This is a genomic window from Stenotrophomonas sp. P5_A9, assembly GCF_056400525.1.
Window position 1 is genome coordinate 135785 of the sequence record NZ_JBFULC010000001.1, and the last position, 23434, is coordinate 159218.

General features: G+C 67.6%; 24 protein-coding genes. 13 read left to right on the forward strand and 11 right to left on the reverse strand.

From position 1 onward, the window contains the following. Positions 1-38 precede the first annotated feature (38 nt). Positions 39-797: a helix-turn-helix transcriptional regulator gene (locus tag AC1DR7_RS00645; protein ID WP_457317900.1), complete on the forward strand. Its 759-nt coding sequence runs from the start codon at positions 39-41 to the stop codon at positions 795-797. On the opposite strand, the gene AC1DR7_RS00650 is transcribed toward AC1DR7_RS00645, so the two are convergent. Continuing rightward, positions 707-1597 carry a sterol desaturase family protein gene (locus AC1DR7_RS00650; RefSeq protein WP_457317901.1) on the reverse strand — a complete coding sequence of 297 codons (891 nt, stop codon included), beginning with the start codon at positions 1595-1597 and terminating at the stop codon, positions 707-709. The two genes, AC1DR7_RS00645 and AC1DR7_RS00650, sit on opposite strands and share 91 nt — an antisense overlap. A 336-nt stretch (positions 1598-1933) precedes the next feature. Between AC1DR7_RS00650 and imuA the strand changes: the two genes are divergently transcribed. From imuA to AC1DR7_RS00680, 6 genes are all read left to right on the forward strand, one after another. Beyond that, positions 1934-2551 carry a translesion DNA synthesis-associated protein ImuA gene (gene imuA / locus AC1DR7_RS00655; protein ID WP_256774179.1) on the forward strand — a complete coding sequence of 206 codons (618 nt, stop codon included), beginning with the start codon at positions 1934-1936 and terminating at the stop codon, positions 2549-2551. A gap of 9 nt (positions 2552-2560) precedes the next feature. Then, positions 2561-3976, forward strand: coding sequence for a Y-family DNA polymerase (locus tag AC1DR7_RS00660; protein ID WP_478076355.1), 1416 nt, complete (start codon positions 2561-2563; stop codon positions 3974-3976). Then, positions 3973-7074, forward strand: a complete 3102-nt coding sequence (locus AC1DR7_RS00665) for an error-prone DNA polymerase (RefSeq protein ID WP_478054576.1) — start codon at positions 3973-3975, stop codon at positions 7072-7074. Before AC1DR7_RS00660 ends, AC1DR7_RS00665 begins: the two co-directional genes overlap by 4 nt. Positions 7075-7192: 118 nt before the next feature. Continuing rightward, a complete protein-coding gene (locus tag AC1DR7_RS00670; protein WP_457317905.1) occupies positions 7193-7699 on the forward strand; it encodes a hypothetical protein in 507 nt (168 codons plus the stop codon). A gap of 64 nt (positions 7700-7763) precedes the next feature. Beyond that, positions 7764-8543 carry a YggS family pyridoxal phosphate-dependent enzyme gene (locus tag AC1DR7_RS00675; RefSeq protein WP_457317906.1) on the forward strand — a complete coding sequence of 260 codons (780 nt, stop codon included), beginning with the start codon at positions 7764-7766 and terminating at the stop codon, positions 8541-8543. After that, complete coding sequence (locus AC1DR7_RS00680; protein ID WP_256774174.1) at positions 8540-8668, forward strand: hypothetical protein; 129 nt, start codon at positions 8540-8542, stop codon at positions 8666-8668. The genes AC1DR7_RS00675 and AC1DR7_RS00680 overlap by 4 nt, the downstream gene beginning before the upstream one ends. Positions 8669-8941: 273 nt before the next feature. Here the strand turns inward: AC1DR7_RS00680 and AC1DR7_RS00685 are convergent, their stop codons facing one another. Together AC1DR7_RS00685 and AC1DR7_RS00690 are read right to left on the reverse strand one after the other, a co-directional pair. Then, positions 8942-11119, reverse strand: coding sequence for a hypothetical protein (locus AC1DR7_RS00685; RefSeq protein WP_457317907.1), 2178 nt, complete (start codon positions 11117-11119; stop codon positions 8942-8944). A gap of 206 nt (positions 11120-11325) precedes the next feature. After that, positions 11326-11718: a RidA family protein gene (locus tag AC1DR7_RS00690; RefSeq protein ID WP_256774172.1), complete on the reverse strand. Its 393-nt coding sequence runs from the start codon at positions 11716-11718 to the stop codon at positions 11326-11328. 131 nt (positions 11719-11849) lie between these two features. Here AC1DR7_RS00690 and AC1DR7_RS00695 point away from each other — a divergent pair, with 131 nt between their 5' ends. Together AC1DR7_RS00695 and AC1DR7_RS00700 are read left to right on the forward strand one after the other, a co-directional pair. Further along, positions 11850-12776 carry a LysR family transcriptional regulator gene (locus tag AC1DR7_RS00695; protein ID WP_478076356.1) on the forward strand — a complete coding sequence of 309 codons (927 nt, stop codon included), beginning with the start codon at positions 11850-11852 and terminating at the stop codon, positions 12774-12776. A gap of 34 nt (positions 12777-12810) precedes the next feature. After that, the gene (locus AC1DR7_RS00700) at positions 12811-13182 is read left to right on the forward strand and encodes a hypothetical protein (protein ID WP_457317910.1); all 372 of its coding nucleotides are present in this window, start codon (positions 12811-12813) and stop codon (positions 13180-13182) included. Positions 13183-13208: 26 nt separating this feature from the next. Here the strand turns inward: AC1DR7_RS00700 and AC1DR7_RS00705 are convergent, their stop codons facing one another. Further along, positions 13209-13553 (reverse strand): winged helix-turn-helix transcriptional regulator, encoded by a 345-nt coding sequence (locus AC1DR7_RS00705; protein ID WP_256774169.1) that lies wholly within the window; start codon positions 13551-13553, stop codon positions 13209-13211. A gap of 137 nt (positions 13554-13690) precedes the next feature. Between AC1DR7_RS00705 and gstA the strand changes: the two genes are divergently transcribed. Next, entirely contained in the window at positions 13691-14335 is a 645-nt protein-coding gene (gene gstA, locus AC1DR7_RS00710; protein WP_457317911.1) for a glutathione transferase GstA, read from the forward strand. Between the two features lie 60 nt (positions 14336-14395). Here gstA and AC1DR7_RS00715 read toward each other — a convergent pair whose 3' ends face one another. Beyond that, the gene (locus AC1DR7_RS00715; RefSeq protein ID WP_478051537.1) at positions 14396-14770 is read right to left on the reverse strand and encodes a hypothetical protein; all 375 of its coding nucleotides are present in this window, start codon (positions 14768-14770) and stop codon (positions 14396-14398) included. A 184-nt stretch (positions 14771-14954) separates the two neighbouring features. On the opposite strand from AC1DR7_RS00715, the gene AC1DR7_RS00720 reads away from it, so the two are divergent. Further along, positions 14955-16079 (forward strand): sensor histidine kinase, encoded by a 1125-nt coding sequence (locus AC1DR7_RS00720; protein WP_457317913.1) that lies wholly within the window; start codon positions 14955-14957, stop codon positions 16077-16079. Beyond that, on the forward strand, positions 16076-16861 hold the full coding sequence (locus tag AC1DR7_RS00725) for a LytR/AlgR family response regulator transcription factor (RefSeq protein WP_478076357.1): 786 nt from the start codon (positions 16076-16078) through the stop codon (positions 16859-16861). The genes AC1DR7_RS00720 and AC1DR7_RS00725 overlap by 4 nt, the downstream gene beginning before the upstream one ends. A 28-nt stretch (positions 16862-16889) precedes the next feature. On the opposite strand, the gene map is transcribed toward AC1DR7_RS00725, so the two are convergent. The 3 genes from map to AC1DR7_RS00740 form a co-directional block, all read right to left on the reverse strand. After that, positions 16890-17657: a type I methionyl aminopeptidase gene (map, locus tag AC1DR7_RS00730; RefSeq protein WP_256774164.1), complete on the reverse strand. Its 768-nt coding sequence runs from the start codon at positions 17655-17657 to the stop codon at positions 16890-16892. Continuing rightward, a complete protein-coding gene (locus AC1DR7_RS00735) occupies positions 17654-17866 on the reverse strand; it encodes a ParD-like family protein (protein WP_179458689.1) in 213 nt (70 codons plus the stop codon). Before AC1DR7_RS00735 ends, map begins: the two co-directional genes overlap by 4 nt. Before the next feature lie 69 nt (positions 17867-17935). Beyond that, the gene (locus AC1DR7_RS00740) at positions 17936-18367 is read right to left on the reverse strand and encodes a RidA family protein (RefSeq protein WP_256774163.1); all 432 of its coding nucleotides are present in this window, start codon (positions 18365-18367) and stop codon (positions 17936-17938) included. 177 nt (positions 18368-18544) lie between these two features. Between AC1DR7_RS00740 and AC1DR7_RS00745 the strand changes: the two genes are divergently transcribed. After that, positions 18545-19120 carry a hypothetical protein gene (locus AC1DR7_RS00745; RefSeq protein ID WP_457319420.1) on the forward strand — a complete coding sequence of 192 codons (576 nt, stop codon included), beginning with the start codon at positions 18545-18547 and terminating at the stop codon, positions 19118-19120. Between the two features lie 15 nt (positions 19121-19135). Here the strand turns inward: AC1DR7_RS00745 and AC1DR7_RS00750 are convergent, their stop codons facing one another. The 3 genes from AC1DR7_RS00750 to AC1DR7_RS00760 form a co-directional block, all read right to left on the reverse strand. Then, complete coding sequence (locus AC1DR7_RS00750) at positions 19136-20038, reverse strand: cation diffusion facilitator family transporter (protein ID WP_478052371.1); 903 nt, start codon at positions 20036-20038, stop codon at positions 19136-19138. Between the two features lie 28 nt (positions 20039-20066). Next, on the reverse strand, positions 20067-22355 hold the full coding sequence (locus AC1DR7_RS00755; protein ID WP_478052563.1) for an Orn/Lys/Arg family decarboxylase: 2289 nt from the start codon (positions 22353-22355) through the stop codon (positions 20067-20069). Positions 22356-22376: 21 nt separating this feature from the next. Further along, the coding region (locus AC1DR7_RS00760) for an amino acid permease (protein WP_478076358.1) at positions 22377-23434 on the reverse strand (1058 nt) is incomplete at its 5' end.

Below are 23434 nucleotides of genomic sequence, written 5' to 3' on the forward strand. Positions count from 1 at the left end.
CATGTCGACGTGATGATGCGCAGAATGCGGTGGTGGTGGTGAACGAGCAACGCTGGACCGGCACGTTGCTGCTCGGTGCGCATTTCGCCCTGCTGCAGGGCCATGCCGGCGCCACCGGTGCCCATGCCCACTACGCGCATCAGATCCTGCTGGCTGACACCGGACAGTGGACGATAGAGGACGAAGACGGCATGCGGTCCGGGCCGCGCATGCTGCTGCCCTCCTTCCAGTCACATGCCGTGCTTGCCGTCCCCGCGCGCGGCTGCACGCTGTGGCTGGAACCCAGCCATGTCGACCTGGCGCATCTGCAGGCCCAGCTGCCGCAGCTCCCCTGCGATCCGGTGGCACTGCTGCCCTGCCTGTCGACCCTGATCGCCCGCACACCGCTGGACCGACGGCTGCAGGCAGCGTTGTCTGCGCTGGATGCGCACTTGCCCGAACGCGTCGCGGCCACGACCATCGCAGCGGCCGCGCACCTGTCCGAGAGCCAGTTGCACCGCCGCTTCCAGCAGGACCTGGCGGTATCGCTGCGCGGCCTGGTGCTGTGGCGCAGGCTGCGCCAGGCCCTGGTCCTGGTGATGGAGGACCACAGCCTCACCGCCTGCGCCCATGCCGCCGGCTTCGCCGACCTGGCCCATTTTTCGCGCAGCCTGCGGCGCATGTTCGGCGTGCGTGCCGAGCATCTGTCACGCCTGCACCTGCAGCACTACCGCGACGACCGCTCCAGCCCCGGCGGCGGCGGCGGTGCCTCCCCATGCGGCAATGCACGGAACGGGGCCAGCAGCTGCCCTGGGTAATCCTTGGGATAATCCGGCTGGCTGCCGATGCCCAGATCGTCCACCCGCATCCGGTAGTCCGCATCAAACGCGGTGCCCAGCAGATGGTCCCAGACGGTCAGGAACAGCCCGAAATTGACGTCGCCGGCCGTGCCATAGCGCATATGGTGGAACCGATGCAGCGGGGCCCATGCCATCACCTTGCCCAGCCAGCCCGGCCGCATGTCCACGTTGGAGTGCTGCAGCAGCAGCTGGATGGCAATGGCGAAGGCCAGCACCGCCGCCACCGGGTACGGCATGCCCAGCAACAGCAGCGGCAGCACCCCGCCCAAGGCTTCGGCCGTCTGGTGCAGCGGGTGCTTCATCAATCCGTTGAACCCATACATGCGGGTCACGCTGTGGTGGACCGCATGCAACCGCCACAGCCAGGCCCAGCGATGGCTGGCGTAATGCACCAGGGTGATGCCCAGGTCCGCGGCGACGATCGCCAGCACCACCTGCGCCACAACACTCCAGTGCGTCGGCCACAGCTGCCACGGCACCCACGTGGCCACCAGCGGAATCGCACCGATCGCCAGCAGGTTCAACCCTTCATTCACCAGCGCGTGGACGGCATCGCGGCCCGCATCGCCCTGGCGTGCGTTGAAGGCCGGGTCATACGGCCAGCAGCGCTCGGCCAGCCACGACACGGCGATGGCCAGCACCAACCCCGGCAGCAGCCACAGGGCCGATCCCGCTGCATACCCCACCCACCACGTGGCCATTCCCACGCATCCAAGCAGCATTCCCGGCGCATACAACGCCAACCACCATCGCTTCATCGACCTGCTCCATACAAAGGAGCGGCCATGCTCGCGACAATGGCGCGGCCGGGCTTGAACAAACCGCGCATCCCGCCGCGGCCGCCGGTGCGGCCTTCCATGCCCTCCACATCGACTTGACCCCCACGGCCGCTGAAGCGGCGGGCAGGCCACTGGCTGAAGCATTCATCACCCCGGCTGCGTTCAAACTGCCGTCGCGCGAATCGTTAGCATTTTTACTAATTGCCGGTAGGATTGTCGGTCTCAGCCCCTGACACCGACCCTGCCGATACTGCCCGCCATGCCCCGCCTTGCCGCCCCCGCCTGCCTGCGCCAGCCCCTTCGGGAGGTGCGCTGATGGGCGCGGTACTGGCCCTGGACCAGTTGCTGGAAAGCCGGCAGGTCTGGCGCGGCAGGCCGCAGGCCACGCCGCCGGCCACGGCCCCGCACCCTACCGGCCACCCGGCGCTGGACGCCCGCCTGCCCGGCGGCGGCTGGCCGCCGGCGGCGCTGTCGGAGGTGCTGCTGGCCGCGCCGGGGCACGGCGAGCTGGCGTTGGTCTGGCCGACCCTGGCGCGGCTGAGCCAGCAGCAGCAGACCATCGTGCTGATTGCCCCGCCCTACCTGCCGCATGCACCCGGCTGGGCCGGTGCCGGGCTGGCCTTGAACCAGGTGCAGGTGGTGCGGGCAGCCCCGCGCGATGCCCTGTGGGCCGCCGAACAGTGCCTGCGCTCTGCGGCCTGCGCCGCCGTGCTGTGCTGGCCGCAGCAGGCCGACGACCGCGCCCTGCGCCGGCTGCAGGTGGCCGCCGAAACCGGCCAGTGCCTGGGGTTTGCCTTCCGCGACCTGCGCCAGGCGCGCAACAGTTCACCGGCGCCGCTGCGCCTGCAACTGCAAAACGGCCAGGTACGCGTGCTCAAGTGTCGCGGCGGCATGGCCCCGGCGCAGCCCTTGCCGCTGTCGCTGGCGCATTGAGCGGCCGCCGTGCACTGGGCCTGCCTCTTGTTGCCACAGCTGGCGCTGGATGCCGCCCTGCGCCAGCAGCCCGATCCGTCGGTGCCGCTGGTGCTGCTCAGCGGCCCGGCGCAGCGCCGCGTGCTGCATGCGGTGAGCCCGTCGGCCCGCCAATTGGGGTTGCGTCGCGGCATGCTGCTTTCGGCCGCGCAGGTACTCACCCGCGACATGCTCACCGTTGAACATGACCCGCGCGCCGAACAGGCCACCCGGCACCTGCTGGCCAGCTGGCTGTACGGCATCAGCTCGCAGGTCAGCCTGGCCTTCCCGCACGCGCTGGCGCTGGAGATCGGCGCCAGCCGCGCGCTGTTCGGCGATTGGCCGGCGATCGAAAAGCGTCTCTGCGATGGCTTGAAGGACCTCGGTTTCCGCCATCGCCTGGTTGCCGCGCCCAATCCACATGCGGCCTGGGTACTGACTCGCGCGCATGCACGGCTGGGCGTGGACGCCAGCCAACTGGACGCCACCCTGGCGCAGCTCCCGATCGAACGCAGCGGCCTGCCCGCCGAGGCGGTCACGGTATTGGCGCGCTCGGGCCTGCGCACGCTGGGCGCGGCCTTCCAGCTGCCGCGCGAGAGCCTGGCCCGGCGTTTCCCGCCCCAGGTGCTGGCCCACCTGGACGCGCTGCGCGGAATCAGTACGCCGCCGTTACGCTATTTCCAGCCACCGGACCGCTTCGATGCGCGCATCGAGTTCGATTACGAAATCGAGTCCACCCAGGCCCTGCTGTTCCCGCTGCGTCGCCTGACCGGCGACCTGGCCGCGTTCCTGTGTTCGCGCGATGGCGGGGTGCAGCGTTTCGACCTGTGGTTCGAACACGACCAGCACCCGGACACCTGCCTGAGCATCGGCCTGCTCGCGCCCGAGCGCGATGCGGCGATGCTGTTCGAGCTGGCCCGCAACCGCGTGGACCACCTGCAGCTGCCGGCCGGCAGCCGTGGCCTGCGCCTGCAGGCCGAGCACCTGCCACCGTTCGTGCCGGCCGCGCGCGACCTGTTCGACCCGCGCCCGCAACAGGCGATGCCCTGGGAACAGGTGCGCGAACGCCTGYGCGCGCGCCTCGGCGACGATGCCGTGCAGGGCCTGGGACTGCGTGCCGAGCACCGCCCGGAACGGGCCAGCGGCGATGCGCACGGCGCGCCCAAAGGCCCGCCGCCGCCGCTGCCCCTACGCCCGGGCTGGCTGCTGCCGCGCCCGCAACCGCTGCTCGATCCGCACCTGCGCATCCTGTCCGGCCCCGAACGGATCGAATCGGGCTGGTGGGACGAAGGCGATATCCGCCGCGACTACTACGTGGTGGAAACCGCGCAGGGCCAGCGTGGCTGGGCCTATACCAGTGCCGACACGCGCGGCGGCCCGTGGATGCTGCACGGCTGGTTCGCATGAGCACCGCCCTGCCCGACTACGCCGAACTGCACTGCCTGTCGGCCTTCAGTTTCCAGCGTGGCGCGTCCATCGCCGAGGAACTGTTCGCCCGCGCCAAGGGCCAGGGCTACCGCGCGCTGGCGATCACCGACGAATGCTCGCTGGCCGGCATCGTGCGCGCCTGGCAGGCCGCGAAGAAACACGACCTGGCGTTGATCACCGGCGCCGAGTTCCAGATCGAGGACGGCCCCAGGCTGGTGCTGCTATGCACCGACCTGGCCGCCTACGCCGGCCTGTGCCAGCTGATCACCACCTGCCGCCGGCGCGCGCCCAAGGGCGAGTACCGCTGCGTGCGCGAGGACTTCGATGCGCTGCCGGCCAGCCTGCTGTGCCTGTGGCTGGACCGCACGCCCACGGCAGAGGATGCCGCCTGGCTGCAGGCGCGCTTCGCGCAGCGGCTATGGCTGGCGGTGGAGCTGCACCGTGAGGCCGACGATGCGCAACGCCTGGCGACGCTGCAACGTTTCGGCGACGAACACGCCCTCCCGCTGGTGGCAAGCGGTGATGTGCACATGCACGTCCGCCGCCGCCGCGCCCTGCAGGACACCCTCACCGCGATACGCCACCACTGCACCATCGCCGATGCCGGCTGGCGGCTGTTTCCCAACGGCGAGCGCCACCTGCGCACCCGCCAGGCGCTGGCCGCGCTGTACCCGCCCGCGTTGCTGGCCGAAACCCTGCGCATCGCCGAACGCTGCCACTTCGACCTCAAACAGCTGCACTACACCTACCCGCGCGAACTGATCCCGGCCGGGCACGATCCGGCCAGCTGGCTGCGCACGCTGGTCGAGGAAGGCATGCAATGGCGCTGGAAAAGCGGTGCCACCGCCAAGCAGCGCGCGCAGATAGAACACGAACTGCACCTGATCCACACCAAGCAGTACGAGTCCTACTTCCTGACCGTGCACGACATCGTGCGCTTCGCGCGCCGCCAGCAGATCCTGTGCCAGGGCCGCGGCTCGGCGGCCAATTCGTCGGTGTGCTACGTGCTGGGCGTGACCGAGATCGACCCCAGCGACATGGAGCTGCTGTTCGAGCGCTTCATTTCCGCCGAGCGCGACGAACCGCCGGACATCGACATCGATTTCGAACACGAGCGCCGCGAGGAAGTGCTGCAGTACGTGTTCAACCGCTATGGCCGCGAACGCGCCGCGCTCACCGCCGTGGCCATCAGCTACCGCGGCCGCAGCGCGGTGCGCGACGTGGCCCGCGTGCTCGGCCTGCCGCCGGACCAGGTCAACGAACTGGCCGCGTGCCTGGACCGCTGGAGCAGCCACGAACCCCTGCCCGAGGCCCTGCGCGAGCGTGGCTTCGACCCGGACACGCCGTTGATGCGGCGGGTGGTGGCATTGACCAGCGAACTGGTCGATTTTCCGCGCCACCTGTCCCAGCACCCGGGCGGTTTCGTGATTTCCGAACACCCCCTGTCCACGCTGGTGCCAGTGGAGAACGCGGCCATGGCCGATCGCACCGTGATCCAGTGGGACAAGGACGACCTGGACGCCACCGGGCTGATGAAGGTCGACTGCCTGGCGCTGGGCATGCTCACCGCCGTGCGCAAATGCCTGGCCATGCTGCACGCGCATGGCGCGCCGAAGATGGGCATGGCCGATATTCCCTCCGGCGATGGCCCCACCTACGACATGATCTGCCGCGCCGACACCCTGGGCGTGTTCCAGATCGAATCGCGCGCACAGATGGCGATGCTGCCGCGCATGCAGCCGCGCTGCTTCTACGACCTGGTGATCGAAGTGGCGATCGTGCGCCCCGGCCCGATCCAGGGCGACATGGTCCATCCGTACCTGAACCGGCGCAAGAAGCTCAAGGAAGAAGGCATCGAGGAGATCGACTACCCGCCCGCGCTGGAGAAGGTCTTCAAGCGCACCCTGGGCGTGCCGCTGTTCCAGGAACAGGTGATGCAACTGGCGGTCGCCGCCGCCGGCTTCAGCCCCGGCGAGGCCGATGCACTGCGCCGCTCGATGGCGGCGTGGAAGCGCCATGGCGGGCTGGAGCCGCACCGCGACAAGCTGCTCACCGGCATGGCCGCCCATGGCCACAGCCGCGAATACGGCGAGCGCCTGTTCGAACAGATCAAGGGCTTCGGCAGCTACGGTTTCCCGGAGAGCCACGCGGCCAGCTTCGCGTTGATCACCTATGTCAGCTGCTGGCTCAAGTGCCACCATCCCTCCGCATTCGCCGCCAGCCTGATCAACAGCCAGCCGTTGGGCTTCTACACGCCCGACCAGATCCTGCAGGACGCGCGCCGCCATGGCGTGCCGGTGCTGCCGGTGGATGTGCGCCACAGCGACTGGGACTGCACGCTGGTGGCGCCCACCGCACCCGGGCGGCCGTTCGGCATCCGCCTGGGCCTGCGCCTGATCGACGGCTTCAGCGAAGACGTGGCCACCGCGCTGGTGCAGGCACGCGCACGGCTGCCGTTCGAGAGCGTGGCCGATCTCAGCCAACGCGCGCGGCTGGACCGTCGCCACCAGGGCCTGCTTGCCGACGCCGGCGCATTGAAAGGCCTGAGCGGGCATCGCCATCGCGCGCGCTGGGAAGTGTCCGGCGTGGAAAAACCGCTGCCGCTGTTCGACACCGCGCGCGCCACCGTCGAAGCCAGCGTGCCGTTGCCGCTGCCCAGCGCTTTGGAGGACATGCAGGCCGATTACAACAGCACCGGCACCACGCTCGGCCGGCACATGGTGTCCTTCATCCGCCCGCAACTGCGCCAGCGCCGCTGCCAGCGCTCGGACGAACTGGCCGCGTTGCCGCACGGGCGCAGCGTGCGTTTTGCCGGGCTGGTGCGCATGCGCCAGCGCCCGCAGACCGCCAGCGGGGTCACCTTCCTCACCCTGGAAGACGAATGCGGCATGGTCAATGCCGTGGTCTGGCGCAAGATCGCCGACCGCCAGCACCGCGTGCTGGTCGAAGCGCAGATGATGCAGATCGACGGCCGCCTCGAACGCGTGGACGGCGTGCAGCACCTGATCGTGCGGCAGATGTACAACATCGATGCCCTGATCGACGGCGTGCGTACACGCAGCCGCGACTTCCACTGAGTGCCCGCGCGCAGCGCGTGATCCACTTCACGATCACCGCAATTGCAGACTTTCCCGACTGGTGTCCCCATCGGCCCGTCCGGTATTGTCGCTGCCTTCCAAGGATCTGGAGCCGCCTTTGTCCCGCGCACTTACCGTCACCACACTGATCGTCTCCAGCCTTGCCCTGGTTGTTTCCGGCTGGACCGCTGTGCGCCTGCACCAGAGCCAGGCCGAGGACCGGGTGATCACCGCGCGCGGTCTGGTCATCCAGGACGGCAACGGCCAGGCCCGGCTGATCCTGGGGGCGCCGGTGCCCGATCCGCTGAGCAAGGGGGTGTCGCAGGGGCCGCGCGCCTCGCCGTTGTCCGGCATGATCCTGCTCGACGCCCATGGCTCCGAACGTGGCGGCTACGGCACCGCCGATGTCGGCGATGAAGCCATGCTCACCCTGGACGATGCCAGCGGCACCACCGAAGTCTTCAAGGTCACCGCCAACCCGGATCGGGGCGCCACCCTGGTGCTCAAACACCAGAACAGCACCGGCGCCATGCTCACCTCATGGCAGGGCAAGCCGGAGCTGATCTTCGTCGGCGACAACGGCCAATCGCACTACGTGCGCCCGAGCACGCCCAGCGCGCCCTGAGGTGCGCGTGCCATCCGGCCGCGCGGATATGCCACCATACCGGCCGAGCTTCCGGGAGTACGCGATGTCCAACCCACGCCCTGATTGGCCGCAGGCCACGACCGCCGCGGAGATCGCCGACAACCTCGCAGCCGTACATGCACGCATCGCCGACGCCTGCGCCCGCGCTGGCCGCGCGCCATCCAGCGTGCGCCTGCTGCCGGTAAGCAAGACCGTGGATGAAGCGCGGCTGCGGCTGGCCTGGGAGGCAGGCTGCCACGAACTGGGCGAGAACAAGGTGCAGGAGGCACAGGCCAAGGCCGAGGCCATGGCCGACCTGCCGATCCGCTGGTCGGTGATCGGCCACCTGCAGACCAACAAGGCGCGCGAGGTGGCGCGTTTCGCCAGCGAGTTCCAGGCGCTGGACAGCCTGCGCGTGGCCGAGGCCCTGGACCGACGGCTGGAAGTGGAGCAGCGCGACCTGGACGTGTTCGTGCAGGTCAACACCTCCAGTGAAGCCAGCAAGTACGGGCTGGACCCGATCGCGGTCGCCGACTTCCTGCAGCAGTTGCCGGCGTTCACCCGGCTGCGCGTGCGCGGGCTGATGACTCTGGCCCTGTTCTCGCCGGACCCGACCCTGGTCCGCCCCTGCTTCGCGCGTCTGCGCGACCTGCGCGACCGGTTGCGCCCGACCTTGCCTGAGGGGGTTACCTTGGACGAGTTGTCGATGGGCATGTCCGGCGATTTCGACCTGGCCATCGAAGAAGGGGCCACCGTGGTCCGTGTCGGCCAGGCCATCTTCGGCGCGCGCGCTACCTCGGACAGTTTCTACTGGCCTGCGCCAGCCCCGGAAGCGACGCCATGACCACACCAGCGCGCCACCACGCCGTGGCCATGCAGCAGGTCGCCTTCGAGGACATCTGCTCGGCCGCTTCGACAGCAACGGTCCGCAGGCCCGCCACCACCTGCATCCGCTCGACGGGCAACTAACCGCCGCGCAGGGATTGCAGTTGCAGTGACAGCCGGCCAATGCGCTACCGGGCGGGCGCCCACCCCACCATGCGCTCGGCCAGCGATGGGATGGCCATCGGCATCTTCACCCTGCGGCAATGCCTGACCCGGACACCGCGTCAGCCACGCATGGCGTGGCTCTACCCCCGTTGCTGCCGGGTTGCGATCCGTGACGCCACATCCCGGACCATGCCTAACACCGCATCGGACCCGGGTAGAGCCACGCCATGCGTGGCTGCCGAAGCCGCCAAACTACGGCGCCGACCCACTGGCCGGCAACAACCGCGGCTGCTGGTCATACCACTCGCGCGCGCCCGCCAGGTGCCACTTGCGCTGCTGGCCCTGCAGCTCGATCCCGGCACCCAGCACGCCCCAGCGCAGGTACAGATCCCCCCGCCGCTGCGCATGTGCAAGGTCGAGCCGGGCGCGCAACGACAGGCGTTCGTTCTCGGCCTGCAGATCCTCCACGCGCAGCTCGCCACTGCGCCAGCGCAGCTGACCGCTGGCCTGCACCTCGCCCGAATCCAGCAGGCCCAGCACCCAGCGTGGATAGGCGCTGCGCTCGGCGAACACGCCCAGCAACGGCCCGGCATCGCGCAGGCGCAGATCGGCTTGGGCATCCACCTGGAACGGCGCGGCCGCATCGATATGGCCCTTGCGCACCACCACCGTTCCCCACCAGTTCTCTTCACCGCCCGCATCGCCGACACGGATACTGCGCAGATCGATCGTGGTACCGCCCAGGTCGAATTGTTTGGCATCGAAATCGGCCCGCTGCACGCGCGCCTTCAGCCGTGCATCACCGCGCATGGCGATGCCAGCCACCTGCAACTGCGCACCGCGTCCCCGCAGGTCGGCCCGGCCGGTGCCAACACGACCGGAGGAATCCATTTCGACATCGCCGCTGAGCAGGCCGGTGCCCCCGAGCAGGCGCACGTTGTCGTTGCCCAGGTAGCGGTTGTAGGCGGTCAGGTCCGGCACCCGCGCATCTTTGAAGCGCAGGCGCGCGCGCATGCCGTCACGCAACTGCTGCAGGCGGGCGTCCCCGCGCAGGGTCAGGGCCATCGCGCGCCCATCGAACAACAACGCCTTGGGCGCGTTCGTCGGCGCGGCCAGGAACTGCGGAATCTTCACGTCCAGCTGCGCCTGGGCCGGCGCGCCCGCCACGATGCTGCCGTGTGCGTTGGCATCGCCGCGCAGACGTACACCGGCCACCTCGGCCACGGCCGCCACCTGCGGAATGTCCAGCGTGCTGCCCGGCGCAAGCTGGCCATCGGCGATCTTCAGGTCGCCCTCCAGCAGCCCGCCACCATCCAGGTGGAACCATGGCTTGCGCACGAACAGATCGGCGATCCAGTTCAACGACTCGAACTTCCACGCGCCCTGCACCTGCCCGGACAACCGGGGCAGCAGCTCGGCCGGCGCCCGGAACGGAATCTTCGTGCCGGTCACGCGCAGGTCGGCATGCAGTTCACTGCCGGTTTCCGGATCCCGCGGCAGCCGCGCCTGCACCCGCATGTCCTGCGCCACATCCAGCTGCAGGGACAGCAAACCCCGGTCATCGGCATCGATGCCGGCATGCACCGGCACCCGCCACACCACCCGGCTGCCGGCCTGCAACGCGCCCTGGTCCAGCACCACATCGGCATTGAGCCGCGCGTTCGATGGGGCGCTGCCCACCTTGACATGCGCGCCGCCGGTGTCGATTTCCAACGCCTGGCTGCGCGCATCGATCTGCAGCTGCGCCCAGGTGATCTCGAACTTGCGCAGCCCCGGCGCCTGGTCACGATAGTGACGCGGGAAGTGGAAGCGTGCGCCAAGATGCGCCTCGTCCAGCACCTTCACCCCGTCGAAACTGACTGTCGCCTGCTCGAAGCCGGCGGTGGAATCGAACAGTTCCGACGGCCCGCCCTTGAGCTGCTTGAGGAAGCCGACGTTGCCATGCCCTTGCCCCACGATCAGCAGCTTGCCGAACTGGCCGCTGCGGATGGAATCACTGTGGATCGCGTCGAAACGCAGCGTCCAGCCCCGATCGCTGCGCGGCGGTGGCGGAATCGCCTTGTCCACCCGCTGGATGTCCGCTTCCACGCCCGTGGCATCGATGCGCGGGATCCGTACCTCGCGGCGGAACAGCGCCACCAGATCGATCCAGGCGCTGGCCCGGTCGGCGCGGAAGATGTAGACCGTATGCCCGGCCTGCCCGCGCATGCGGATGTTCCACACGATGGCCTGGCCCGGCAGCACGGTGAGCGCCGGCCCGGTCTGCATGGTGAATTTTTCAGGCTTGCGGTTGGTGACCGCATCAAACAGCGGCGTATTGAGGAACACGTTACCGGCAATCAGATACAGCGCGTAGAGCGCCAGCAACGAGAACAACGCCAGGCGCCACGGCCGGGGCCAGCGCTGGACGCGCTCGGGAATCAGGGGCATGTAGGTAGGCGCGGGGCAGCAGAATGACCCGTGCACTATCGCCATCGGGCTGGCGCAGTCGCGTGAAGGCCTACTGCGTCGGTAGAGGCACGCCATGCGTGGCTGGCCTCCGTTGCCGCGTCATGAGCGCTGCCAACCACACATGGCGTGGCTCTACCACCGGGCACCGCCCCACGTTTCTGGCCGGCGCACGGCCCGGACGGCCCTCAGTCCGGCAGCTTTGCAATCACCTTGATCTCCACATCGAACCCATACAGCCACGTCACCCCGATCCCGGTCAGGGTCGGGTACGGCGCCTGGCCCCAGTACTCGGGCACGATCGCCCACACCCGCTCGAAGATCCGCTCCGGATCGACCAGGAACACGGTCACATCGACTACGTCCTCGAAGGTGCAGCCGGCAGCCCCCAGTACCGCGTTGAGGTTGTCGAACGCACGCCGCACCTGGTCCTCGAGCACCGGCTCGGGCGAGCCGTCCTCGCGGCTGCCGACCTGGCCGGAGACGAACAGGAAGCCATTGGCACGCACCGCCGGCGAATAGCGGTTGCGCTCGTACAGGGCCTGCCGGCCAGGCGGAAAGACCACGTCACGGGTTGCCATCGTTTTCTCCCGGGCCGGTGGCCCGTTGTTGTGATGCCACTACGGTAGAGGCCGCGCCGGCCTGGATAAACGCCCCAGACCGACCATCACTATTTGTAGAATCCAAACAATCCCACTCCGTAAGGCGCCCCATGGACCGCTTCGATGCAATGCAGGCCTTCGTGCGCGTGGTGGAAACCGGCAGCTTCACCAAGGCGGCCCAGACCCTGCAGCTGAGCCGCACCACCGTCACCCAACTGGTCCAGCAACTGGAGGCGCGGCTGCGGGTGCGCCTGCTCAACCGCACCACCCGCCAGGTCAACGTCACCGCTGACGGCGCGGCGTACTACGAACGGGTGGTGCGCCTGCTGGCCGACATCGACGATGCCGACACCAGCCTGTCCGGCGCCGCCGCCCTGCCACGCGGAYGCCTGCGCATCGACGTGCCCGCGCCGCTCGCGCGCCTGGTGCTGGTCCCCGCCCTGCCCGACTTCCTGGCCCGCTACCCGGACATCCAGCTCGATCTGGGCGTGAGTGATCGCAACATCGACCTGATCGGTGAGAACGTGGACGCGGTGATCCGCGGCGGCCCGATCACCGATCAGTCGCTGGTCGCCCGCCGCATCGGCGACCTGCAGGCCGGCATCCACGCGGCACCGGCCTATCTGAACCAGGCGGGTATCCCCGACCACCCGCGCGCCCTGATCGACAGCCACCACCGCATCGTCGGCTACCTGCGCTCGCGCAACGGCAAGGTGCTTCCCTACACGATGCAGCGTGGCGAAGAACGCATCACCGTGCAGGGCCGCCACCGGCTGGCACTGGACGACGGCAACGCCTATCTCGCCGCCGGTGTGGCCGGGTTGGGCCTGCTATGGCTGCCTACCTACATGGCCGCCCCGCACGTGGCCAATGGCGAACTGGTGCGCGTGTTCGCGGACTGGCACCTCGAGCCGATGCCGCTGTATGTTGCGTTTCCGCCGAACCGGCATGTCAGCGTCAAACTGCGGGTGTTCATCGACTGGGTGGCCGGGTTGATGGCCACGCAGGCGCCGGTCGACACCCTGCCCCAGCGCTGAGCGCTTACGCCCGACAGCCCCACCAGGAAACCCCATGCACCACCGCTGCTGCATCGCACTGTTTGCCGGCCTCGTCCTGGGCAGCACGGCACTGGCCCAGACCCCGGAACCGAGCCGGGACCCGCTGCTGACCGCATTGCTCGACTGCCATTTCGCCTACGCCCAGCAGCATTACCGCAGCAGCGCCAGCGCCACCGAGATCGCCCTTGCCGCGGCATCGCACTGCGAACCGGCGCTGCAGGCGGCGGGGCTGGACACCTACCAGCGTGCGCTTGCTGCTGGCCTTCCCGCCGACAGCGCCGAGGCGTCGCGGTTGAAGATGCTGGATGAACTGCGCGCGATGCTGCCCGGCTTCACCGTGGACAAGGTCATCGGGTTCCGTTCCGCCGCCGCCGCCGACCAGTGAATCCACGCACGTGATGCACGCGTCGGTCAGCGCACCGCGTCCGCATCGACGACGGCCGCACGCGCCTTGACCCACAACCCGAACACCTGCATCACCTCCACCACCGGCTGCAACCGCCGCCCGTCCTCGGTCAGCGCGTACTCCACCTTGACCGGCACCGTCGGATACACGGTGCGGCTGACCAGCCCGGCCGCTTCAAGTGCACGCAGGTCCAGGGTCAGCATGCGCTGGGAAATGGCGGGAATGTCGCGGCGCAGATCGTTGAAGCGCTTCGGCCCATCGAGCAGGTAAGAGGCGATCAGCAGCCGCCAGCGCCCGCCGAGCAGGCGCATGGCTTCTTCCACCGAGCAGCCGGAGACGGTGTCTTTCATCGAAGGGTCCAGAAGGCGRGAGGTAACAATTATGTACCTACACCACAGGATAGTGCCTTCTTCCGTTTTTATACCGCGCTCCTAGAATGCGGCAGGACGCCTCACGCAGAGGCCCCCTCCCCGTCCTGGATACCTCAATGAAGCTCTATTACCTGCCCGCCGCCTGCTCGCTCGCCGCACACATCGTGCTCAACGAACTCGGCATCGCCGCCACGCTGGTCAAGGTCGATCACCGCACCCATCGCACCGCCGACGGCGATGACTACCTGCGGGTCAATCCACTTGGCTACGTGCCGGCGCTGGAACTGGACGACGGCAGCGTGCTGCGCGAAGGCGCGGCGATCCTGCAGTTCCTCGCCGACCAGCATCCGGCCAGCGCACTGGCACCAGCGAACGGCACGCTGGCGCGCTACCGCCTGCAGGAATGGCTGAGCTTCCTCGCCACCGAGATCCACAAGGGATTCATCCCCCTGCTGTACGCCACCGCCGCCGGCAAGTATGTGGACACCGCACGGCCGAAGCTCGCGCAACGTGTCGCCTGGATCGACGCGCAACTGGCCGAACGCGATTACCTCACCGGCGACACCTTCAGCGTCGCCGACGCCTACCTGTTCGCACTGGTTGGCTGGGGCCAGGCGGCGTGGCTGACTTCGTACTACAAGGCCGACATCCACTTCGATGCGCTGGCCAATCTGCAGCGCTGGTATCAGCGCGTGCAGGCCCGCCCCTCGGTGCGCACCGCGCTGGAACGCGAGGGCCTGGCCGCGCCCGTCGCGGCGTGATCCGCGCTCCCCCGGAACCACCGCCCCCCCTCTGATGCAATGCCCGGACGACCGGTGCGCTCAGCGCGACTGCACGGCCACGGCCACATCGTCGCGCCCACGCGGCAGCGGCGCGATCGCCAGCGTGTCGCCGGTGCACACATCCACCCCGTGATAGACCGCGCGCCGGCCATTGCGGAACTGCAGCCGTACATCGAACCGGCAGCCGGCCTCGCCCAGGCGCACGGTGGCGCTGCCGCCGCCCCCGTCGAGCCTGTCGATCGGTCGGGCGACGTATGCATCGCTGCCGGCCGGGGCCACCTCCAGCGCGACGACGCTGTCGTGGGCGCGGTTGAGCAGGCCGAGGTAACGTGCATCGCCGGCCTGCGCCGGGGCGGTCACCAACAGCGGGATCAAGCACAGCGAAGCGATCAGGACAGGGCGGATCAGGAACATGGCGGCATCTCCGTAGCGGTGAAGGACGTCCGTATCAGGCACCGGCCATCGCCCGCCGCCAATCGATCCGGGACCAATCGTCGCCACGCGCGGGCCAATCGTAATGGGCCGTCATGGCGCTTCCCGCCCCCTCCCCCCGCGCCTAAGATGCCCCTTGCCGCACACCCGCGGCGCAGGACCGACCATGCTCATCCGCCTTGGCAGCACCCAGATCCGCCTGTCCCGCTACATCGCCCTGTGGACGCTGGTGGCGCTGGTGTTCGCCATGCAGAACGCGATCAACGTCGGCCTGCCCCGCACCAACTGGCCGTTCTGGGATCTGGCCCGCTGGTCGCTGATCCAGTGGTATACCTGGGCCGCCCTGGCACCGACGGTGTTCCGCCTGGCCGAACGTTTCCCGGTGCGCGGCACGCTGCGCTTCCACGGTCTGGGCGCGCAGGTGCTGGCCAGCCTGTGCGTCACCTTCGCCGCGATGGTGCTGGGCGCGCTGGTCTCCACCCTGTTCGAACCCAGCGGGTTCGCCGAGCAGCTGGGGTATTTCCTGGAACAGCACTTCGCCATTGGCCTGCTGACCTACTGGACGCTGTTTGCGATCCAGCAGGCGCTGCATTTCCACGCCGAGAAGGCCCGGCGCGAACTGGAAGCCAGCCAGCTGGCCACCGAGCTGGCGCAGTCGCGTCTGCTCGCGTTGAAGTCGCAGCTGCAGCCGCATTTCCTGTTCAACACGCTGCACGCGATCATTACCCTGCTCGACGAGGACAAGCTGTCCGCCGAAGACATGCTGCTGCGCCTGAGTGAGCTGCTGCGTGCGTTCCTGGAGGACTACGACGGCCAGGAAATCAGCCTGCGCCAGGAGCTGGACCTGATCGAGCTGTACCTGGGCATCCAGCGTGTGCGCTTCAAGGACCGCCTCACCACCCGCACCTACATCGCCCCGGACACGCTGGAGTGCGCCGTCCCGAGCCTGATCCTGCAGCCGCTGGTGGAGAACGCCCTGCGCCATGGCATCGGCCAACGCGTGGGCAGCGACACCATCGAGATCGAGGCGCGGCGTGACGGCGACGCGCTGTGCATCGAAGTGCGCAACCGCAACAGCACCCTCTCCGCCGAGCCGACCGCCTCGGCCGGCCATGGCATCGGCATGTCCAACACGCGATTGCGCCTGCAGGAACTCTACGGCGATGCCGCCGAGGTGCGCCTGGACATGATGTGGCCCGAAGGCGTGGTGTGCCGCATCCGCGTGCCCTTCCGCGTGCTGGAGAGCGCCGAGGATGCACCCGAATTCAACCCCGGCCTGTCGCCGGCATGACCCTCACCGCGCTGGTGGTGGATGACGAGCCGATCGCGCGCCACGCGATCGTGCGCCTGCTGCGCGACGATACCGATATCGAGATCGTCGGCGAGTGCGGCGATGGGGTCTCGGCGGTGGCCGCGATCCGCAATCAATCCCCGGACCTGGTGTTCCTGGACATCCAGATGCCGGCCATCAACGGCATGGACGTGGTCGCCACCATCGGTGCCGAGCGCATGCCCGCCACCGTGTTCGTCACCGCGTACGAGCAGTACGCGGTCAAGGCCTTCGAGGCCAACGCCATCGATTACCTGGTCAAGCCGTTCAGCCGCGAGCGCTTCGCCGCCACCCTGCAGCGCGCAAAGCACCGGCTGTCGGCCGCCAGTGGCGTCGGCGCGCAGGCCTCGGTGCAGATCCTGCAGGCACTGGATGCGCTGCGCCAGCGCGAGGACTACCTGCAACGCATTCCGGTGCGGGTGGACGAGCACGTGGTGCTGATCGCGGTGGACGACATCGTCTGGATCAAGGCCGCGCGCAACATCGTGGAAATCCACCTGGTCGACCGCGTGCACGAGCTGCGCGAAACCATGGCGACGTTGGCCGCGCGGCTGGACCCGCRCCATTTCGCCCGGGTGCACCGCTCGGCGATCGTCAACGTGCGTCGGGTCAAGGCCATCCATCCCTGGTTCAACGGCCACCACGTGGTCACCATGGATACCGGCCAGCAGCTGCGCATGAGCCGCTACCAGAACGAGGCCTTCCTCAAGCTGGTGTCCACGCGCAGCGGCGACATCGGCTAGCGCCGGGTCGTGCCCGACCGGGTCGCCATCAGCGTCCCGTCTGCTCACCCGCACGCAGCGTCAACACCTCCACCCCATCGGCAGTGACCAGCACCGTATGCTCGGCCTGCGCGGAGAGCTTGCCGTCGCGCGTGGTCACCGTCCAGCCGTCCTCGCTCATGTCGATGGCCGCGCGGCCCTGGTTGATCATCGGCTCGATGGTGAAGGTCATGCCTTCCTCCAGTTCCAGCCCATCGCCGCGGCGACCGTAATGCAGCACCTGCGGCTCTTCGTGCATTTCCCGGCCGATGCCGTGCCCGCAGAACTCCTTGACCACGCTGTAGCCGTGCGCCTTGGCATGCTGCTGGATCGCAAAGCCGATATCGCCCAGCGTCGCGCCCGGACGCACCACGCCGATGCCTTTCCACATCGCCTCGCGGGTGACCCGCACCAGCCGCTTGGCCGCGTAGTCCACCTCGCCGATCAGGTAGGTCTTGCTGGCGTCGGCGATGTAGCCGTCCTTCTCCAGCGTGATGTCCAGGTTGACGATGCTGCCGCTGCGCAGGACGTCATCGGCCGACGGCACGCCGTGGCAGACCACCCGGTCGATGGAGCTGTTCAACACGTAGGCGAAACCATACTGGCCCTTGCTGGCCGGCCGCGCGTGCAGCTGATCGACGATGAAGCGTTCCACCCAGTCGTTGACCTGCAGCGTGCTCATGCCTTCCAGCGGCAGCGTATCCAACGCCTCGAACACCTGTGCCAGCAGACGCCCGGATGCGCGCATCAACGCCTGCTCTTCAGCGGTCTTGATCATGCTTCGGCCACCCGCAACGCACCCGGCTCGACCCCGGCCGCGCGCAGCTCGCGGCCGACGATCTCCTGGTAACTCATCCCGGGATTCATCTCGCACAGCATCCCGATCTTGATCCAGAAGCCGGCCTGGGCATTGATCGAGCGGCCGGACACACCACTGGCGCGGCGCAGGTTGTCGTGCAGTTCGTCGTCGATGTTGACGATGCCCATGGGGATGCCCTGGATACGAAGAATATACGCATCATATACGCTTCATATATTCACTGCCAACATTGTTGCTTACGCGGTGTACGCCGTCGCCTCGATCTCGAACAGCATCCCGTCCAGTGCCAGTCGCGGTACCGGGATCAACGTACAGGTCGGGGCACGCCCCAATGGCCAGCGCCGACCGATCTGATCGGACAGGATGCCCAAACGGTCCTGATCGTGATCAACCACCAGCACCGTGAGCTTGGCCACGTCGGCCAAGCTGGCCCCGGCCGACGCCAGCGCCAGGCTCAGGTTGTCCAGCGCCTGGGCGACCTGCGCCTCGAAGCGGGGCGACAACGCGCCATCGGCGGTCTCCCCGCCCTGCCCGGCGATATGGATCACGCGGGCCGGCAGGCGCACCACCGCCACATGCGAATAGCCATTCGCGCTCGGGTCGTAAAGGCCGGATGGATTGATGAAGCCGAACAGGCCGGCGGGCGCGACAGGGGTATCGATCAACATGGGGGAAGACTTGGTCAGGGAGTGAGTTCGCAGTCTCGTGCCTYAACCTCGGTTGAGGTCAACGCAGCGCATTGCAACGCTGCGGTGCAGTCATGGATGATTCGAGCACTCCCGGCCATCCGCGCGGGTCGTACGCCCGCCAAAGCACGTTCACGAAGAACCCCACGGGAGCTCAGGATGAGAATTGTCTGGACTGCACTGCTGTTGCTGGTCGCCCTGCCCTGCCTGGCCGGGCCGCAAAACCTCAAGGAAAGCGCCACGCTCAAGCCCGACGAAGGGCTGCTGATCACCACCAGCCACTGCCCGGATAACACCTTCGGCATGCAGTTGTACGCGCCTGGCACCTCGGCCAAGGGGCTGATCGGCCCGTACCGTTTCAAGGGTGTGATCGTCTGCAACGAGCCCACCACCTCGCTGCGGATCAAGGCCGGGCGCTATTACATCGGACTGCTGTTCTACCGGCAGGGTCAGACCTTGGCCCTGGACGAGGCCGATGCCCCACACATCACGATCGAGGCCGGCAAGGCCACCTACATTGGCGATGTGTACGTCGTGACGGGCGAGCCGAGCCAGCAGGATGCCCGCCGGGTGATGGCGCACGACTTGGCCTTCAACGACCGTCGGGATGACGCCCACGCCGTGTTGGAGCGAGACTACCCCTGGCTGCTGCCGCGCTACCCGTTCGTGGTGTCACTGCCGCAGAACGCAACGATCATCTCGACGTCCAGTGAGGGCCAGAGGTCCCCACCTTGAGCGCTGCGCGCCGAATCAGGTCCAGGCCGGATCGGCGGTGAAATCGATGGTCAACCAGAACTCGCTACCGCGCGCGTCCAGGCGCCCGGCGATGTCATCGCGCAGCCGGTCCACATTGCCGATGCTGCCGATCACCGTTTCCGGATGGGTCAGGATGTGGATCTCGACGAAGCGCATGCGCCCCATCTTGGCCACGTGGCTGGTGAAATCCAGATAGCCGTGTTCGGCCACGAAGTCCTTCATCACTGCCTGCACGCGCGCGTCCAGCGTATCCGGCGCCACCTGCAGCACCTCGCGCATGGCCTTCCACGCACTGCGCAACGGCACCGGCAGCACCGCCACGCTGATCGCCGCCAACACCAGCGGGTCCAGGTAGGGAATCCAGTGTGCGTGCGTGCCATCGCGCAGCAGCAGCGCGATCGCAAACGCCAGCACCACCGCCAGGCTCATCAGACCGCTCAACAGCCAGGCGCGTACGTCCAGCCACAACAGCGCCGATTTCAGCTGCTGCGCGCGGGCACGCACGAACGCGGCCATGCCCAGGTTGCTCACGCACAATACGGCCGCCCACAGCAACGCGGGGCCGGCCTTGACCTCATGCCCGCCGGTGGTCAGCCCGATGATCGAATTGGCCAACGCATAGATGCAGGCCAGCGACAGGATCGCCCCGCCCAAAGCCTCCACCATCGGTTCAAGGTGCCAGTACCCGTACTGGAAGCGCGGGCTTTCCTCCCGCGCCACCAGCCGCAGCACCGACAGCGCCACCAGGGTCAGGGCCACGTCGACCAGGCTGTAGACGCCGTCGAACAGAATGGCCTGCGACCCCACCAGCAGGCCACCGACAAAGCCGATGGCGCTGACCGCCATCGTTACCCCGATGGAAAACGTGAGGACCCGCTGCTCGCGTGCTGTATCCATCGCTTGCCGAAGGTCCGGCGCGCAGGCGTCAGACCTTCAGCACCTCCACCTTGTAGCCTGGCACGTCGCCGTCGCGGTCGATGATAAGCCCGTGCACGTCCGACTCGAAGCCTGGGAAGCGCGCGTTCTGCTCGCGGGCGATGCGCAGCGACTGGATGATCGGCTCATCGCTGGCGCCGAAACGCTCGCCCGGCATGATCGTCGGGATGCCCGGCGGGTACGGCACCAGCATGGTGCCGGCGATGCGCCCGCTGATCTGCTCGATGTCCACCCGCTCGATCTGCCCACGCACCAGGTGGTCGTACGCCTCGGCCGGGGTCATCACCGGCTCGGGCAGGTCCACGTACATCGCGCGCATCACCTTGGCCACGGCGAACTGGCGGTTGAATTCGTGCAGCGCCTGGCACAGATCGCGCAGGCCCCAGCCGGCATACGCCACCGGGAAGTCCGCCGCCAGCCCCGGCAAGGCGCGGGTCAGCGGCGCGTTGGCGTCATACAGCTCCTTGAACGCCATCAGCTCGGTGACCAGCGTGCTCCACTTGCCCTTGGTGATGCCCATCGAGAACAGGAACAGCACCGAGTACAGGTTGGTTTTCTCCACGGTGATGCCGCGCGTCCACAGGAACTTGCTCAGCACCGCCGCAGGGATGCCGCGCTGGCCGATATCGCCATCGATCGACAGCCCCGGGGTCAGCAGGGTCACCTTGATCGGATCGATCAGCACATAGTCTTCAACCAGGCCATCGAACCCGTGCCAGTGTGCATCCGGCTGCAGGTACCATTCGCTCCGCTTGGCCACCATCGGTGCCGGTGCATCGCCCTTGGCCAGTGACCGTTCCAGCTTGTCCGGCTGCCACACGCTGAACCACCAGTCGTCGCGGCCCAGGTCCTCGCGCACGTGCAGCATCGCGCGTCGGAAAGCGATGGCCTCATCGTGCATCTCCTGCACCAGCGACTCACCGGCCGCCCCTTCCATCATCTTCGAGGCTACATCGCACGCGGCGATCACCCCGTAATGCGGGCTGGTGGTGGTGTGCATCATGAAGGCTTCGTTGAAACGCTCGGCGTCCAGCGCGCGGCTGGCCGCATTGCGAACATGGATCATCGAGGCCTGTGAGAACGCGGCCAGCAGTTTGTGGGTGGAATGGGTGGTGAAGATGATCGCATCCTGCTCGCGCGGCTTGCCCTTGGCCATGCCGTAGTGGTTCTCGTAGAACGGATGGAAGGCCGCATACGCATACCAGGCTTCATCGAAATGCAGGAAATCAACCGCGCTGCCGATTTCCTCGGCGATCTTCTCAGCGTTGTAGCACAGCCCGTCGTAGGTGGAATTGGTCACCACCGCGATGCGCGGCTTGGAACCGGCCTTGTAGGCCTTGCTGGCCAGCGGATTGGCCGCGATGGCCGCCTGCAACGACGCGGGGGTGAACTGGTCCAGGCTGATCGGCCCGATGATGCCGTGCGCGTTGCGGCTGGGGGTGAAGTACACCGGGATGCCGCCGGTCATGATCAGCGAGTGCAGCAGGGATTTGTGGCAGTTGCGGTCCACGAACACCACATCGCCCCGCCCCACGGTCCCGTGCCAGACGATCTTGTTGGCGGTGGAAGTGCCGTTGGTGACGAAGAAGGTATGGTCGGCACCGAAGTTGCGCGCCGCCTCGTTCTCGGCCTCTTTGATCGGGCCGGTATGGTCCAGCAGCGAGCCCAGCTCCGGCACCGAGATCGACAGATCGCTGCGCAGGGTGTTTTCCCCGTAAAACTGGTGGAACGCACGTCCCACCGGCGACTTGGTGAACGCCACGCCGCCGGCATGCCCAGGCGTATGCCAGGAGTAATTCGACTCGGCGGTGTGGTGGATCAACGCCTTGAAGAACGGCGGCAGCAGGTTGGCCATGTAGTCTTCGGCCGCACGCATCACCTGGCGCGAGATGAAGCTCTTGGTATCTTCGAACAGGAAGATATAGCCGTGCACGAACTTCAGCAGCTTGCTCGGCACCTTCTCGATGGTGCGCCGCTCGCCGTACAGGAACACCGGCAGGTTGGCACGGCGGGCGGTCTGCTCGCGCAGGAAGGCAAGCAGACGCTGGAACTGCTCGGGATTCTCTTCGGTGCCATCGATGGAGATCAGCACCGCTGAGGCAGCCACATAGGTGCGCGCACCAGCCTGCGCATCGGCCAGGGTCAGGCCACACAGCACGCGCTGGTCGCTCTTGCGCAGCTCGTCCACCAGCGCACGGATCAGGATGCCGCCGATCCGCGGTGACTCGTAATCGTCGTCGATGACGATGATGGGGTAATCAAGGGACTTGAAGTACACGGGGATTCTCCTGGGGCAATATCACGAAAGCGTCGCGCGGACGGCAGAATCGAGCGCGGGCAGACCGCGCTGGCGGCGCCGCTCTTCGCTGAAGAACGGATAGAACACCGTGATGAACAGCACGAACAGGAAGGCGTACTGGACGATGCTGCCGGACGAGCCAAAGATCGCCCACAAGCAGTACACCACTGTCACGCTGGTCAGCAGCCAGAACGCGCCGGTATGCACCAACGTGTGCGAGCGCTCGACCACGAAGTAGCAGGCCACGCAGGAATAGATGTAGGGCAGCAGGGTCAGCACCACGGCGGCCGAGGTGATCACATCGAACTGCGCCGAGGCGGTTTTGGAGGTGGAGGTGACCAGTACGGCCACCGTCATCAGTACTGCCACGATCAGCACGCCCTTGACCGGCACGTCGTCCTTGTTGGTCTTGCTGAAGATGCTGGGGAACAGGCCGTCATCGGAGGCAGCCTTTGCGCTCTGCGCGGTCAGCAGGATCCAGCCGCCAAGCGAGCCGGCCGCGCCGACGAAGGCACACAGGCTGACCAGCGCACCGCCCCACCCGCCCACTGCATTGGCCGCAGCCAGCGCGAACGGCGCATCGGACACCTGCAGGTCGCCATTGGGCACCATGCCCATGATCACCGAGGAGCTGGCGATGTAGGCCACCGCGGCCAGGAATACACCGGCCAGGGTGGCGCGCGCCACGTTCTTCTCCGGGTTCTCCACTACGCCGGCGGTCACCGAGGCCGATTCCACGCCGATGAACGCCCACAGGGTCAGCGCGGCAGCACTGGACACCGCGCCGAAGTTGGACTCGCCGGACACGTTGTAGGCGCCCTTGAAGATGGTTGGGTCGAAGAAGAACCAGCCGAAGATCGCAATGCCCAGGATCGGGACCAGCGCGAAGCTGGTGGTCACCGTCTGCAGCTTGCTGACGAACGACGGACCGATCACGTTGGCAAAGCTCAAGGCCCACACCAGCGCCAGCACCGCCAGGCAGCGCGGCAGCGGCTCGGACAGAATCGGGAAGAAGTAGCTGAAATACCCCACCGCCGCGATCGGAATGGCCACGTTGC